The sequence below is a fragment of the Kamptonema formosum PCC 6407 genome, from assembly GCF_000332155.1.
Lineage (GTDB): Bacteria > Cyanobacteriota > Cyanobacteriia > Cyanobacteriales > Microcoleaceae > Kamptonema > Kamptonema formosum.
Map to the genome: position 1 here is coordinate 1,166 of NZ_KB235903.1, position 15,862 is coordinate 17,027.

Genomic DNA, 15,862 nt, shown 5'->3' on the forward strand with positions numbered 1-15,862 from the left:
GCCCCCCTGCTCCCCTGCCCCTCTGCCCCTCTGCCCCCCCGCTCCTCCGCTCCCTCGCTATTACTCCTGGGGAAGCAAGGCCTTGATTTGAGCGACGAAATCTTGATGATCGACGACAGGTTTGGAAATGTAACCGTCAGCACCACTTTGATTGAGAAAGGTTTCGCGATCGCCAGCCATCGCGTGAGCTGTCACCAAAATAATCGGTAGTTTAGCAGTTTGGGGGTTTGCCTTCAGCATTTGAGTAATCTTAATGCCGTCAACAGCCTTACCCTGGTAAACGCTCCGAGACAGAGACACATCCATCAAAATTAGGTCAGCTTCCCCATCAATCGCAATTTGCATCACCTCTTCCACATTTTCGGTGTGCTTTACGGCAAGACCACCTCGCTTAGTCAAAATCTTGGAGAAAACGCGAGCATTAACCAAATCGTCCTCTACAATCAGAACGGTTTTCATAACTTTTTCCTTGCTACTTGCTGCTCTATAAATCTTATGCAAACCTCTGTACAGTTATTTCTGTAAGGTTTTTGCTGTTTACTTTCTACTTCGCCCTAGTCTGATCAATTCCTTATCAGGCTAAAGCAATCTTATGTAAAACTGCTATTACCGAGTTCGATAGAGCAACCGACTAGGGAAAAATGCTCTTGACGCTCTAAAAATTTTAGCGGAGGCTGCGCTAAGAGCAACGAACTCAGAGAACTCGCGGTCTAATATCGTGTAATCAGAGCATATATAGCAACCGCCAAGGTGGTTAGGACATTATAAGTTGCTGAAACCTTGATTCTATTCCCTTCTTCCCCTAGCCCCTAGCCCCAGCTATATCAGTTTTCCACCGGGGCGGTTTCAGCAGCTTGCTGTTGAGAGCTGTTTTACACTCAGGAATTAACGGACACAAGGACTCATGGCTAAACAATTAAACCTCTTTTCTGGCCAAGTAATCTCAACGGCGCTGCACACCGAGATGCAGCAGTCGTATCTCGAATACGCCATGAGTGTTATCGTCGGGCGTGCTCTACCAGATGTCCGCGATGGCTTGAAACCGGTTCACAGGCGGATTTTATACGCTATGCACGAACTCGGCCTGACACCTGACCGTCCTTACCGTAAGTGTGCCAGGGTGGTTGGGGATGTTTTGGGTAAATATCACCCTCATGGCGACCAGTCAGTTTATGACGCTTTGGTGCGGATGGTTCAAGAGTTTTCTAGTCGATATCCGTTGCTGGCGGGTCATGGGAATTTTGGTTCGGTGGATAATGACCCACCTGCGGCGATGCGCTACACGGAAACTCGTTTGGCCTCAATCTGTCACGAGGCAATGCTAACTCAGGTTGGTGAGGCGACGGTTGACTTTAGTGATAATTTTGACTCCTCGCAGCAGGAACCGACGGTATTGCCGGCGGAGTTGCCGTTTTTGCTACTGAATGGCTGTTCTGGGATTGCGGTGGGGATGGCGACGAATATTCCGCCTCACAATTTGAATGAGGTGGTGGATGGTTTAATTGCTTTGATTGATACGCCGGATCTGTCAGATGAGAAGTTGCTGGCGTTGATTCCAGGCCCAGACTTTCCGACTGGTGGGGAGATTATCAGTACCGAAGGAATTACCGATGCTTATACGAAAGGTAAGGGTAGTATTGCTGTCCGAGGTGTGACGCGGATGGAAGAAATTCCAGCCGCTCGCAGGACTCGCAGCAAGATGGCGATTGTGGTAACGGAGTTTCCCTTTCAGGTGAATAAGGCGGGCTGGATTGAGAAGGTAGCGGAATTGGTGAATCAGGGCCGAATTGAAGGTATTTCCGATTTGCGAGATGAGAGCGATCGCGAAGGTATTCGCGTGGTGATTGAAATTAAACGCGAGTTTTCGCCGCAAACAGTTCTCTCTCGCCTCTACCATCAGACTGATTTGCAGTGCAATTTCGGTGCGATTTTGCTGGCTTTGGTTAATGGCCAACCCCGGCAGTTGACTCTCAGACAAATGTTGCAGGAGTTCCTGAATTTTCGGGAAGTAACGCTGACTAGACGCTACAACCACGAGTTACAGGTGGCTGTGCGCCGTTGTCATATTGTCGAAGGGTTACTTTTGGTTCTGGGAAACTTAGATGCGGCGATCGATATTCTCAGAAATGCTCCTGATGGTAGTACGGCTAAGCAAGGTTTGCAAAGTCGGCTGAATTTTAGCGAAAGCCAAGCTGATGCGATTTTGGCTATGCCGATGCGACGTTTAACTGGCTTGGAGAGGCAAAATTTACAGGCTGAGTTTGATGAGTTAATGGCAACTATTCAGGAGTTGCAGAGGTTGTTAGGCGATCGCCGCGAATTGCTTAAGGCTTTGAAGAAAGAATTGCGCTCGCTTAAACGCAAGTATGGCGATCCTCGCCGCACTCGGCTAGTGACTGTTGAGCAGGGGAGCGGGGGAGCTCCTGAGCAGGGGAGCAGAGGGGCGAGGGAGCTCCTGAGCGGGGGAGCAGAGGGGCGGGGGAGCAGGGGAGCGGGGGAGCAGAGGGGCGGGGAGGGGAAAAAGAAAGCTACTCAACTACCTGTCACCTCGGTTAGCACTGAGCCTTCAGAAGCAACTGTTCTGGAGTTTACGCATAAGCAGTACGTGCGACGGCTGGCTTCGGCGGAGTCAAGTCGAGGTAAAAATCACGATAAATCTGCTCAGTCGCGAGGAGGGGAGAGCGATTTTAGCGTCAACACTATCCAAGCTAGAACTAATGAAAATTTAGCGATCTTGACTCGGACTGGCAAAGCTTACCCGCTGAAAATCTCTGACATTCCGACAGTCGGAAATCGCGATCGCGGTACGCCGATTATTAGTTTGCTCTCACCTTCAGCTACTAAAGATGTCGCTCCAGGTAATCTTCCAGAAATTGTGGCAGGAATGTTTGTTCTGTCTGAAAATGCTGATGCAACTGACTTGGTAACTTTGACTCAACAAGGAAAAATTAAGCGGTTGCCTCTTTCTGAATTAAGCGATATTACTAATCGTGGTGTGACAGCAGTTAAACTAAAAGATGATGACGAATTGCGCTATGCGATGCTTAGCAAACCGGGAGAACAAGTAGTTTTAGCCACATCTGGGGGGCGACTGTTGCGTTTTGAACTCAATGATGAGCAATTGCCACCAATGGGCCGCGCTGCACAAGGTTCTCAAGCTACGCGACTGCGAAAACAGGAACAGTTAGTTGGCTGCATTACTCTGGCTGCTGATGGCAGTCTGTTACTGGTTTCTGAGTTAGGTTGGGCAAAACGGATGCCTGTAGGTTCTGTGAGGCTAACGGGACGAGGTGAAATTGGCACTCAAGCATTCCATTTCGCAGAGCCTAAGGATGCTCTCGTTGGGATTGTGGCGGCGCTTCCTCGAAAGGAGTTGAAGTTGTTAACTAATAATGGGCGTTTGTTGCGTGTGGGTGTGGAGAAAATTGCTTTCTGGGGTAAAGATGCTCCTGGCGATCGCGCCGTTAATCTCAATCCTAGTGAAAAAATTGTCAAAGTTGTTAGTTGTTAGTTGTTGGTTGTTAGTTGCTAATTGCTAATTGCTAATTGCTAATTGCTAATTGCTAATTGCTAATTGCTAATTGCTAATTGCTGATTAAACGTAAGGTGGGCGCTCGCCTCAACCATCTTCTTCTATGAGTTACAGGCTTGTAGCGGCGAGCGCCCACCCTACAAGCTACTGAATACTAAACTTATGTCTGTTTACATTTTTTTAGAATACCAACTCATCGGTTCTGACCGATGGGAAGTTATTGAGCTTTTACCCGAAGACTATTTTGATTTAGACCCTGATGAAAAAATCGAATGGGATTGCGTTTCTGAGTACAACCACGCAGTTGAATACTTAGATATCGAGCGAGAAAAGTTATCGCATACTAAACTGAAAATAGTTGATGATGAAGCAAATGTTACTGAGGTAATAAAAACAACTTTTTGGAATGATGGGAAAAATCAAATTGATGAACGAATAATAGATAGAGACACAGGAGGATCGGAGTGGTTAATGGTCATGACAATCAAGCTCCAAGATAATCCTAATATTTGGGAAATCTTGAGGTTGCAAAGAAAAGATGATGTTCCGATATTAGAGTTTCATTCTTTTATAACAGACAACGAAGATGGTTCTCAATCCGAAAGAATCATCTATCCGATATGCTAATAATAATTCAAATAGTAACGTTATTACTACAAACATCATGGCAAAAGTTATTATAGAAAACGTTTACAAAAGCTTTCAGACTCTTCGCAAGGATGAAGAGACAAAAATGAAGGATGAAAGCCTATTATTCAATTCGGGAAACTCATCTTATCCGAGTAAAATTGACAGTAATATTCATACTTCTAGCCACACAGTTTTGCGCCGTATTAATTTGTCGGTGCAAGATGGCGAATTTATGGTTTTGGTGGGGCCTTCGGGATGTGGAAAAAGTACGCTATTGCGGTCAATTGCTGGTCTGGAATCTCTAACTGGCGGTAATATTTGGGTGGGCGATCGCTTAGTTAACGATTTACCTCCCAAGGAGCGCGATATCGCTATGGTGTTTCAAAATTACGCTCTCTATCCCCACTTGACTGTTTATGATAATTTGGCTTTTGGCTTGCGGCGGGGGAAGAGGAGCGGGGGAGCAGGGGAGCGGGGGAGCAGAGGAGCAGGGGAGCAGGGGAGCGGGGGAGAGGGGGAGACTGGGAGAAGGAAAACTACACCTCTTCATCCTTTATTTGAGGAGTTGTTAACCGCAGCGACGCGAAAGTTGCCTAAAGGTTTGCGCTATTGGTCTGAGCAGGAAAAAGCTGTGGATGAGCGGGTGCGGATTGTTGCTCAACTGTTGCAGATTGAGTCTCTTTTACATCGTTTGCCAAAGCAACTTTCAGGTGGTCAAAAGCAGCGAGTGGCTTTGGGCCGAGCAATGGCTCGAAATCCTCAAGTATTTTTAATGGACGAACCCTTATCTAATTTAGATGCAAAATTGAGGGCGGAAACTAGGGCGCAGATTGTGCAGTTACAGCGACAATTGGGGACTACGACTATTTATGTCACCCATGACCAAATTGAGGCGATGACGATGGGCGATCGCATTGCGGTGATGAATCAAGGTCAGATTCAACAGGTGGCGAAACCTCTCGAACTTTACAATCAACCGGCTAACTTATTTGTAGCTCAATTCATTGGTTCGCCGCCGATGAATTTTCTACCCGTGCAGTTTACGGCTCCGTTGCTGGTTTCTCATCCGCAGTTTCGTTTCACTTTACCTGAGATTTGGGCAATGGCGCGTAGGGGAACTCCGCCGTTACAAAGTTATGACGGGCGATCGCTAATTTTGGGGATTCGGCCGGAACATTTGAGTATTAGTCCCCCTGCGACTAAAAATCTGCTGGTAGAAGTGGAAATTATTGAGGCTTTGGGCCATGAAACCTATTTATGGGTTTGTTTAGCGGAGGCTAGGGAAATCCGGTTACAGGTACGAATTGGGTCTGAACGTTCGGTTAGTCTTGGAGAAAAGCTTTGGCTGGCGATCGCACCTGATAAAATTCATCTCTTTGACCCCGACACTGGTTTAGCAATTTTTACTAATTAGTACAGTGGGCGCTAAGTAGAAGGAAGAAGGAAGAGGGAAGAAGGAAGAATGCTTATACAGTCGGCTTTTTAGTCATCTGTATTTTACGTTAAATTAGGTGGATTTACTTATCAGAGAATAATATTTATCGTTCATCGAAATACAGTGGTTTTTAACAGTGGTTTTCAATTGATTATTGCCCTCTTCCCCTAAATTGCCCTCTTCCCCCCTCTTCTTCTCTTCCCCTAGTCCCTAGCCCCTCTTCCTCTCTTCCTCTCTTCCTCTCTTCCTCTCTTCCTCTCTTCCTCTCTTCCTCTCTTCCTCTCTTCCCCTAGTCCCTAGCCCCTAGCCCCTAGCCCCTCTTCCTCTCTTCCCCTAGCCATAGTTGCCATCTTTCCCAAAACCTGTTACATTAATTTACATAAGTTGACAAAAGTTAATTCACGGAGTTCGCACCATGCAAGACGAAAAACGCAACATTTGGGCTTGGGGCTTCACAGAGGGAGCTGAAAATTGGAATGGTCGCTTGGCAATGCTTGGCTTCGCTAGTGCTGTGATTATTGAATTAGTTTCTGGTCAAGGCGTACTCCACTTCTGGGGATTGATGTAATCTCCAACTAGCAATATTTTAGACATCAAGAAGTTTGGGAGTTCCTTTGGGGACTCCCAAATTTTTGATTAGGCGATCGGTATTAGAGCTAACATCTCTAGCTCTAATACCGATCGCTCTATAGGAGGATGCTTGAAGGAAAAATTACCGGATATACTCTTTGAGAATACTATTCCGGTTGGGATGACGTAATTTACGCAATGCTTTGGCTTCGATTTGCCGAATCCGTTCGCGAGTGACGTTGAAAATTTGACCAATTTCCTCCAACGTCTTCATCCGTCCGTCATCTAACCCATATCTGAGTCGTAAAACATCCCGTTCGCGAGGGCTTAAAGTGTCTAAAACACTTTCTAAGTCTTCGCGTAAAAGGTTCTTAGAAACTTGATCTTCAGGAGTTTCGCCGTCGGATTCGATGAAGTCTCCCAAGCGTGAATCTTCCTCTTTGCCGATCGGAGTTTCTAAGGAAATTGGCAATTGTGCAGATTTAGCAATAAATCGCAATTTTTCGATGGTCATTTCCATGCGAGTAGCGATTTCTTCCTCTGTGGGTTTGCGGCCCATTTCTTGGGAGAGGAGTTTAGTCGTTTTCTTGATCCGGGAGATGGTTTCGTAAAGGTGAACGGGCAGGCGAATTGTGCGCGATTGATCTGCGATCGCTCTAGTAATTGCTTGGCGAATCCACCAAGTTGCATAGGTTGAGAACTTATAACCCTTTTCGTGGTCAAATTTCTCAGCGGCCCTAATTAAGCCGAGACTACCTTCCTGAATTAAATCTTGGAAAGATAGTCCCCTATTCATGTATTTCTTGGCAATGGAAACCACTAAACGGAGGTTTGACTGCACCATTTTATCTTTTGCCCGCCGACCTAAATGCAGCCGATGGCGAAAAGCGGGCAGTGGCATACCCACAGCATTAGCCCATTCATTATCTTTGGGATCTCGCTCTAATTCTTCGCAAAGTTGCTCTCGAATTCGTTCTAATTCAAGCAAGTCAGCAATTTTGCGGGCGAGTTCAATTTCTTCGTCTGCTCTCAGCAGTCGAATCCGACCAATTTCTTGCAGATAAAGGCGAATTGAGTCTTCAGTATAGTGCTTTTTTTTCGCCTGAGCCCGACGACGGGCTTTAGCAACTTTGCTACCAGACTTAGCGTCGTCCTCTTCAGGCTGAGCATCTAAAAAGTCTTCGCGATCGTCTCCTTCGTCGTCGATGAAGAGTTCTATTTCACTCTCAGGCAGAACGCCTCGGGCGTTCGCGAGTAACTCGATAGTTTCAATCTCAGGTTGAATTTTGGTTTCGAGTACGTTGTTAGTCTGGATCATGCCGCGTTCCTCATGCTCCTGAATCGAAGAATTAATAAGTAGTGAACATTGTCTGTCTGTGTCTAGACAGTTTGGTGAGGGTTTCACCCCTCAATTTTAGTGGTATTTTTCTGCTTACTTGATGATTACAGAAAAATATATCGCTCGCACCTCAACATTGTTGGGTAAAAGCGTCGAGGTTTTTTTCTCGGATTTTGCCAAGACCTTTCCGATTGTAGCCTTTCTCACAAAAAATGCACGCTGTTTGCCAGTAGGAAAATAAAAGCTGCTGTGGAAAGTCTGCTTTCGGAGCGATTGGCTTTAGAGATAATATGTTGTTCAAGCTGTTTTCTTGAACTATTTTCAAAATCGGATGACCATTGCCGGTTGTTTAATATTTCCGGGAACTGCTGCGGGAAATTTAGTTGAATCACTAGCAGACAGTTGCCGGCTAGCTGTAATTTCTATTTTGCGTGGCAGTATTGATACACCCATTTTTACCCTGTCTCCCTGGATTGACTCATACGCGATTTACGATTCGATCTAACTGGTTGCTGTGGTTGCGAGTCGGCAACTCTGAACTGGATGCCGAAATTTACCCCAAGTGAAGCGTTGCGGATTCGATCGTGCAACAGGGGCTTGATAGTGTTAAGTTAGCTCAAATTTAAGAATTTGGGGTTGATTCTAATGTTAAGTCACGTTAAGTTTCTAACGTCACCTTCTCATCTGAGCAATAGCAGCGATCGCAATTGCTGTTTATAGACTGCAATTGCCAAGAGTGAAAAGTTGCTCAGATTTGGCTCATGTCTGAAAACTACGAGTTGAGGAGGATGATAAGTATATATTTTAATACTTATACTCAGTAGAATTTCGGAAGTCACTCCCATTCTACTTCCTTTGCTCGTGCTTCGAGGCACGGACGGGGTGACGGTTCGGACAGCGCGATCGCATGAATGGAGTTTTTGTGCTAATCAGCGTTTTGCTAGTAAAATGTTGCTTTAACCAGGTGAAATATCGGAAGTTGCTAATTGAGCTTCCTGTACTGCACGCTGATAAAAAGCCTCAAGGGCTGCTACACAATTTTTATCATCGTAGAGATAATGATGACTTTGCATCAGTTGCTCTGCGATACTATTCCTCCATTGTGCCTCAATTCCTAGCCTGACGGCAATTTTGACATATTCTACTTCATTTTTTGCAATGGTTTGTGTTATGCCTAGCATTTTTAAAATAGCATAAGAATGGCGACTACGCATTAATTTTCCCGGACAGGTGACAACGGGTAAATTGCAGGCGATCGCATCTAAAGTTGTATGCCCACCCGACCAGCTAAATGTATCTAGAAAAATATCTGATAAAATATAAAGATTCCAATAAGCTTTCTGAGCTAGTCTAGGTAAAATCACGCAGAAGTCTTTGCTATTTAAACCATACTTAGTGAAAGCTTGTTGGAGGCGGTTTTGAAATAGCTTCCCAATTTCAGCATTCGGTCGAGAAATGAAGACAAATTGAGCTTGGGGAACTTGCCGTGCAATTTCAGCAAAGATGCGATCGTGTTGAGGGAGGTATTTACAAAGAGTTTGGCAACAAAGATAGACAACAGCTTCTTCTGGCAAGTTAAAATCAGAGCGAGTTTGCTCTAGAATAGGAATAGTTGGTTTTGTGTAGGAAATTCCAATATTGGGCAAGCGGATTAATTTCTCTGAATAATGTTCTGTAGCATTTTCTGGTTCCATTAAGTCGCTGGAGAGGAAATAATCGACAGTTGGCAGTCCTGAAGTTACTGGATGTGCCCATGTTGTACACTGAATTGGAGCTAGTCGTAAGGCTGCAAGCTGAGTCATTTGTGCTTGCAAACCGAGTTCGATAAAAACGAGGATATGTAACTCGTCAGCAATAATTTGTTTGCAGATTAACTCTAAATTACCAGGGATATAATGGAAAGTATCGCTGTATAGTCGAAATTCCTGGGTAAATTGGTCTTGAGTTTCATTAATTTGATAGCAATAAATTTCAAATTGACTACTATCATGATGTCGCAGCCAGCCTAAACTTAGTTTGCCAACGGTGTGCCCCCAAAGACAACCAGAGATATAACCGATGCGAATTTTTCCAGTTTTACTAAGAGAAGGAACGGGTAAAGGTTTTACCCACTGGGGATAATTAGCAGCCATAACACGATGTGCATATTCACCGTATTGTTGCTGAATTTCCAAGTCATTTTCACCTTGATAGGCTAAGAAAAAATTGATGCGTTGACTGATTAATGCTAAGGCTTTTCGCCGCTCTAATTCTGTGTTAAGATTAGTTTGTTGAATTAATTGCTGTATCCCTTGACTAAACTGATTCCTATAAGTGGTAACTTCCTCTGAATTTTCGTAAATAACAGGGAGGATTAACAACTGTCCGGGGTTAAAATACCAATCGTCAGGAAATAAGGTAGCCGCGTGATTTGCCAAAGTAATCGCTGCTTTCGTGTTACCAGATTCTATCAAAGCTGAAATCAAGTTCCGGTAAAGATTTGCTACCTTTGGATAGATGTCAATAGCGTTACGGTAAATTTGAATAGCCTCTGGATATTGTTCGAGTTTTTGGTGACATTCAGCCAAGGCAAAGTATAATTCTAAATTCCCTGCTTGATTGGCTAAGAATTGGTAATAGTAAGTGATTGCGGCTTGATATTCACCGCGTTGATAGCAATCATTCCCGAAGTAAAGCGATGCTTGGTTTTTGTCAGTTTTGAGATGGCGGATAAATTCTAAAGCAGCAATAATTTCCGCATCATCTGATTTTAATTGTAGAGCTTTTTCGGAGGCGAATATGGCTGCATCTATTTGTTGTTGTGCTAATAGTATATTAGCCAGATTCAAATAACTACCATAATGTTCTGGATTAACTGCAATTGCTTGACGATAAGTTGATTCAGCTTGACTAAGGCGACCGACTTTGAAGAAAATATTACCTAAGTTATTGTAAGCATCGACATAGTTAGGATTGAGTGCGATTGCTTCTTGGTAAGCTAAGACAGCTTGCGTAAAATCCCCAAGTTTTTCAAAGACTAAGCCTAATGAATAATATTGGATAGCTTGAGAGGAATCAATTTCTAAAGACTTGAACAATATATCTCGTGCATCTTGATAACGCTCTGTCATATAATAGACTATAGCGAGATGATGCCAAACTTCTACTTGATTTCGATTCCAGCGTAAAGCTTGTTTGAATTTCTGTTCTGCTGCGGTAAATTTGCCAGCTTGATATAGTGTTAAACCCTGATTGTAGAGATTTTGTGCGAGTTCTCTTTTTGAATCTGACTGCAACTCATAAATTGATTGAATGACTATTTGCTTGCGGACTTGCTGAAAAGTTGACCAGTCGTAATTATCGGTTTGACGAACATTCCAGCTAAGAACTTGTAAACCATTCCAAGAGTTAATTAATTCAGGGGTGGAGAAATCGAGTAATAGCTGACATTGAGGGTTAGCGGCGATAAAATCCCAGTTAGCTTGACACGCCGCCGCCGAGTTGTTATTATTTACAATAATGATTGCTTCGTCAGCGAGGAAAGGTTTAGCTAAAAGTAAAGCTAAGAGTTGCGAACGATAATCCTGGGAGGCATCATAAAAATATACACCGATTTTGTCGGCTGATTGCATTTCTCGGAGGTTCGAGAAAAATCCCTCAAAGTCCTGATTGCAAAATAGGACTTGTTCTGATAAATTAAACTTAGATAGATTTTCAGCTAAGTTATCAAAGTTATCGGCAAAAGGATCGAATTCTAAGAAGTTATCGACAGTATAGGCTGTATGTTCGGGATGGTTTAGCATTGCTGCGATTAAACTTCCGCCTTGGAAACTGCCAATTTCGCAGTAAATTTCATTAGTTGGCATAAATTCTAAAGCTAAGTTTAGTAATTGCATCACATTGGCTGTAGTTGTGGTTTCAACTTGGTTGATTATTTGCTGAAATTGGGGAGATTTGGGGTAAGCTTGTGGACTTTCCCAGTTTTCGTATAAGCTTGAGAGTTGTGCAAAGAATTGCTGATAATCCATAGCCGGCGGAAACAGAAGACGAGCGACAAGTTAATTATATCAAGAGGTACACCAGTGAAAATTGAAATCCAGGGTCAAGATGCTGTGAGCGCTACTGAGGAATTGCTGAGAATTGAAGGACTTCAAGGTAGTTATGAAACAGTGGATGAAGTGGAGCGAGAAGGAACACTAGCTACTATCGCTACGATTGTGGGGATTGCCGGTGGTACGGTGACAATTGCTAAAGAGATATATGAATGGTATCAGAAATATCAGAAGTCTAAAGGGGCAAAGGCAAACTTAAGAATTGAGAAAGCTCTAATTATTGGTTCTAATAATCGTCGTTTGCTGCTCAAAGATGCTACATTAGAGCAGATTCAGCAGATTCTCGACGATTAGCACAGGAATAATGAAAATCCTTCACATCAGTTTAAGAGAACAGGGCAAGGATTATGCTTCTTTGCGCTACTTTTGGGAAAATCCTGCTGATTACAAAGAACCCAAAGACAGATTGCCTCTGGCTGAAATTAAAGATTTAGGCGAGCGAGCAGAAACAGATTACTATACTCGTATCCCTGTGGATTATGCTACTACTGGAAGATCGCTCTACAACTGGTTAGATCGGAGCGATCGCGTTTTAGCTAATGCCTTAAATCAGTCCCATCGGGAAGGGTTAGTAATTGCGATCGCGACCGATCGAGGACTGGCAAAGTTGCCTTGGGAATTGTTGCATGATGGTAATTGTTTCTTGGTAGAGAAAAGACCTGCAATTATTCCGGTGCGGTGGGTGTCTAATGGTCAACCGATCGCGATCGCCAACTCTCCGCAAAATCGTCCTCTTAATCTGTTATTTATGGCGACTTCCCCATTGGGAGTTAAACCCGAATTAGATTATGAAGCTGAGGAAGGGCAAATTTTAGAGACAACCCAGCGTACTCCAGTGAACTTGAGAGTAGAAGAAAGTGGTTGTTTAACTGAATTGAGTTATGTGGTTCGGGAATATGAAAGAAGCTATTTTGATGTTTTTCATTTAACAGGTCATGCGACTCATTATGGGGAAAAACCCTGCTTTTTGACTGAAGATGAATATGGCAACCGAGTTGATAGCATTACCCCCGAAATTTATGAAGCACTGACATCCCGCTTACCGCCTTTAATTTTCCTCTCTGGTTGCCGGACAGGTTATACTTCTGATGAGACAATTCCCTCAATGGCTGAAGAATTATTAAAGATGGGAGGAACAGCAGTTTTAGGATGGGGAGAAAGAGTCCGGGATACCGATGCAACAGCGGCTGCAAGTAAATTTTATTGTCTTTTGTCTCAGGGGGAAGCGATTACAGATGCACTATCTTCTACCTATCAAACACTGATTAAACAACAGGCACGCGATTGGCATAAATTACGGTTATATGTGGCCAATATCTTACCCCAGGCATTAGTAACTCCTTTAAGAACAAAGGGACGAAAACAATTGCCCAAACCGACGACAACAAGCGAATTTAGGGATGATGAGCAGCGATTAAGAGTAGCCAAGAGAGAAGATTTTGTCGGTCGCCGCCGTCAGTTACAGAACTGTTTGCGAACTCTGAAGGGAGATAATGACAAAGTAGGGGTATTAATTCACGGCATGGGGGGATTGGGAAAAAGTAGCATTGCCTCTCGACTGTGGGATCGGCTATCTGAACATGAAAAAGTTCTGTGGTGGCGACAAATTGATTCCTCAAACTTAATAAAAAAGCTATCGTCTAAATTAATTAGACCAGAGTTACGGGAGATTCGTAATAATTTAAACACTAGCGATGACAGTTTAGACATTAAACTCGCTAATTTATTCAATCAATTGGCAGAACTGGGTGAAAAACCGTTTCTCCTGATTCTTGATGACTTTGAATGGAATCTCGAACCCCGTGAAGATCGATACATCCTTAAGCCTGACTACATCCTTAAGCCTGAAGTCGCCACAATTTTGGCAGCATTAGTCTCGGCAATACAAGAAACGGGAACTGGGCATCGGATTTTAATTACCTGTCGCTATGAGTTTGATTCTAATTTATTGAATTATTTTTTACCACAAGCTTTAAAACCTTTTGAAAAAGCTGAATTAACTAAAAAGCTGAACCGCCTAGAACATTTTAGTCCTGATAAGCTCTCTGAAGATATACGCGATCGGGCGCTAAGTTTCGCCGATGGCAATCCTCGTTTACTGGAATTTCTTAATAATGAAGTTTTAGGTAAACCAGATGTAGCAGCTAAATTAACAGAACTAGAACAAAGTCCCGATCTGTGGAAAGACAAAATTATTTGGGAGGAACTGTATCAGCTTATTGATGAGCCTTTACAACGGGTTCTTAGCCATTGCCTAATCTATGAAATTCCTGTGCCGATGACAGCTTTAGAAATAGTTTGTGCTGCTCTTCCTAATTACCAACAGCAATTAAAACGGGCGCAAGAACTAGGACTCATGGAAATCAGTCCTCACGTTCAAGAAGAAAACCAAGTCTTTCGTGTCTCTCGAATTTTACCTCGTATAATTCCCCAGATCCGACTTCCTGAAGCACCAAAAGTTTATTCTTTGTACAAGAAAGCTCATGAAAAATTACATCAGTTATGGGGAAACCAACAAAATAAAAGTCAGGAAAAGTGGCAGGAGATTTTTCGGTTATTGTTTGCCGATCGAGAAAATCCAGAACGATTCAGACAGGGATTCTATGAGATGTTGGCAGTTCAAGATAATTCAGAAGCAGATAAAGCCTTAGAATCAGAACTGAGACAACTGAAAGATGAATTATCAACAGAGAATTTTTGCCGTCAATTAGAGGATGATTTAAGTCAAAAAAAATGGAGAAAAGCTGATGAGGAAACTGCCTGGATTTTTTATCAAGTGATGGTGCAGCAAGACTATAAAGATTGGTGGAAGCTATGCAGAAACTTTCCCAGCGAAACCCTCAAGCAGATCGATCGGCTTTGGGTTGATAACAGTCAAGGACGTTTTGGATTCAGCATTCAAAAGAAAATCTGGGAAAGTGTGGGCGGACATCCACGTGCAAATTATTTTATATATGAAAAATTTAGTGATAAAGTAGGATGGAGGAAAGAGAAGAGAGAAGAATGGTTGAGCTATGATAACCTAACATTTGATAACCTAGAATGGTTGGGCCACCTCCCGGCGCTCTGGGTGGTCGGGTTTGGGGTAGTGGGCGTTTGGGTTTATGACGTGGCCGTGGAGGAGAAGGAGTTGGGTAGCGGCATGGGTAGCAGGCGTTGGGAGGTGCTCTCTTTTCTCGCGCAAAGACTTAACCTGTAAGATATAACAATTTCAGGTCATTTGTCAAGCTTAATTTTTGTACTAATTTCTACGAAAACATCGGCTTTTCCCTAACTCAATACCTGGCACTGACGGAATGTCATTAAGTTATGAGTTCCAGTAGTAAACTACATAAGCTGTTGTAAATTTAAACCTTTCTGGAGTTGCTTTTTCTATTGATTCCGCAAGCGAGGATTAACAAACTCATTCAATCCTTCCCCCAACAAAGAAAGTCCCACCACCATCAAAGTCAAAGCCAAACCAGGGAAAAAAGCCGTCCACCAAATCCCCGTAGGTAATGCTTCTAATGCCAAGCGTAAATCATGCCCCCATTCCGCCGTTTCTTCAGGTAATCCTAAACCTAAAAAGCCTAAACCTCCGAGAGTTAAAATCGCATCAGCCGCGTTAAGGGTAAACAAAACTGGTACGCTTTGAATTACATTCAAAAATAGGTAGCGAGAGAGTACCGTCCAAGTATCTGCACCCATTGCTTGCGCGGCTTCAATAAATAGTTCGTTTTTGACGCTAGTAGTATGATTCCTGACTACTCTATAATACTGAGGAATGTAGGAAATGCTAAGCGCGATCGCCGCATTGAATATACCTCGACCTACCACAAAGGCTAGAGTTAAGGATAGCAATAAACCAGGTAAAGTGTAAAGCGTATCCATTAAAAATAGCAAGGTTTTATCTAATTTCCCGCCTAAATAACCGCTAACTAATCCCAGCGGTACGCCGATAATTAAACTCATAGCTGTAGCTAAAATCACTACTTGCCAAGCAGCTTGGGAACCAAAAATTGTCCGGGAAAAAACATCGTAACCTTGACCGCTAGTACCCAACCAATGACTAGCCGATGGGGGTTCGTGGATGGGGTTGGCGAGAAATTCTGTAGGGTTTTGCAGCCATCCCCAAGCTTGGAAAGTGGGTGATAGTATGGCTGTCAATACGAAGAATAGGGTAATGACTAAGCCTACCCACATCATTTGCATTGAGAGGGTAGATTTTCCTGAAAAAGTTAAAAATTTGGGCAGTTTGAATCCAGTAGTCGTCATAAGTTGGTATC

Annotated in this window: 12 protein-coding genes; 7 read left to right on the forward strand and 5 right to left on the reverse strand. The window is 43.4% G+C overall.

What is annotated here, in order from left to right; all coding sequences use genetic code 11:
- Positions 1–60 precede the first annotated feature (60 nt).
- The gene (locus OSCIL6407_RS0105120) at positions 61–459 is read right to left on the reverse strand and encodes a response regulator (RefSeq protein ID WP_007353268.1); all 399 of its coding nucleotides are present in this window, start codon (positions 457–459) and stop codon (positions 61–63) included.
- A 445-nt stretch (positions 460–904) separates the two neighbouring features.
- On the opposite strand from OSCIL6407_RS0105120, the gene OSCIL6407_RS0105125 reads away from it, so the two are divergent.
- The 4 genes from OSCIL6407_RS0105125 (at position 905) to OSCIL6407_RS30330 (ending at position 6,165) form a co-directional block, all read left to right on the forward strand.
- A complete protein-coding gene (locus OSCIL6407_RS0105125; protein WP_019486995.1) occupies positions 905–3,511 on the forward strand; it encodes a DNA gyrase/topoisomerase IV subunit A in 2,607 nt (868 codons plus the stop codon).
- A 183-nt stretch (positions 3,512–3,694) separates the two neighbouring features.
- Positions 3,695–4,159, forward strand: a complete 465-nt coding sequence (locus OSCIL6407_RS0105130; RefSeq protein WP_007353266.1) for a hypothetical protein — start codon at positions 3,695–3,697, stop codon at positions 4,157–4,159.
- A 37-nt stretch (positions 4,160–4,196) separates the two neighbouring features.
- Complete coding sequence (locus OSCIL6407_RS0105135) at positions 4,197–5,576, forward strand: ABC transporter ATP-binding protein (protein WP_019486996.1); 1,380 nt, start codon at positions 4,197–4,199, stop codon at positions 5,574–5,576.
- A 436-nt stretch (positions 5,577–6,012) separates the two neighbouring features.
- The gene (locus tag OSCIL6407_RS30330; protein ID WP_007356812.1) at positions 6,013–6,165 is read left to right on the forward strand and encodes a hypothetical protein; all 153 of its coding nucleotides are present in this window, start codon (positions 6,013–6,015) and stop codon (positions 6,163–6,165) included.
- 144 nt (positions 6,166–6,309) lie between these two features.
- Here the strand turns inward: OSCIL6407_RS30330 and rpoD are convergent, their stop codons facing one another.
- Complete coding sequence (rpoD, locus tag OSCIL6407_RS0105145; protein ID WP_007356811.1) at positions 6,310–7,485, reverse strand: RNA polymerase sigma factor RpoD; 1,176 nt, start codon at positions 7,483–7,485, stop codon at positions 6,310–6,312.
- A 352-nt stretch (positions 7,486–7,837) separates the two neighbouring features.
- Here rpoD and OSCIL6407_RS36140 point away from each other — a divergent pair, with 352 nt between their 5' ends.
- The gene (locus OSCIL6407_RS36140) at positions 7,838–8,011 is read left to right on the forward strand and encodes a hypothetical protein (protein WP_007356810.1); all 174 of its coding nucleotides are present in this window, start codon (positions 7,838–7,840) and stop codon (positions 8,009–8,011) included.
- A gap of 175 nt (positions 8,012–8,186) precedes the next feature.
- Here the strand turns inward: OSCIL6407_RS36140 and OSCIL6407_RS35220 are convergent, their stop codons facing one another.
- Together OSCIL6407_RS35220 and OSCIL6407_RS0105155 are read right to left on the reverse strand one after the other, a co-directional pair.
- Positions 8,187–8,351, reverse strand: a complete 165-nt coding sequence (locus OSCIL6407_RS35220; RefSeq protein WP_155523378.1) for a hypothetical protein — start codon at positions 8,349–8,351, stop codon at positions 8,187–8,189.
- A gap of 111 nt (positions 8,352–8,462) precedes the next feature.
- Positions 8,463–11,513 (reverse strand): O-linked N-acetylglucosamine transferase family protein, encoded by a 3,051-nt coding sequence (locus tag OSCIL6407_RS0105155; RefSeq protein WP_007356809.1) that lies wholly within the window; start codon positions 11,511–11,513, stop codon positions 8,463–8,465.
- Positions 11,514–11,567: 54 nt separating this feature from the next.
- Here OSCIL6407_RS0105155 and OSCIL6407_RS0105160 point away from each other — a divergent pair, with 54 nt between their 5' ends.
- A complete protein-coding gene (locus OSCIL6407_RS0105160; protein ID WP_007356808.1) occupies positions 11,568–11,891 on the forward strand; it encodes a hypothetical protein in 324 nt (107 codons plus the stop codon).
- Positions 11,892–11,901: 10 nt separating this feature from the next.
- Positions 11,902–14,796, forward strand: a complete 2,895-nt coding sequence (locus tag OSCIL6407_RS0105165; RefSeq protein ID WP_007356807.1) for a GUN4 domain-containing protein — start codon at positions 11,902–11,904, stop codon at positions 14,794–14,796.
- Positions 14,797–14,969: 173 nt separating this feature from the next.
- On the opposite strand, the gene OSCIL6407_RS0105170 is transcribed toward OSCIL6407_RS0105165, so the two are convergent.
- A complete protein-coding gene (locus OSCIL6407_RS0105170) occupies positions 14,970–15,851 on the reverse strand; it encodes an ABC transporter permease (RefSeq protein WP_007356806.1) in 882 nt (293 codons plus the stop codon).
- Positions 15,852–15,862: the final 11 nt, after the last annotated feature.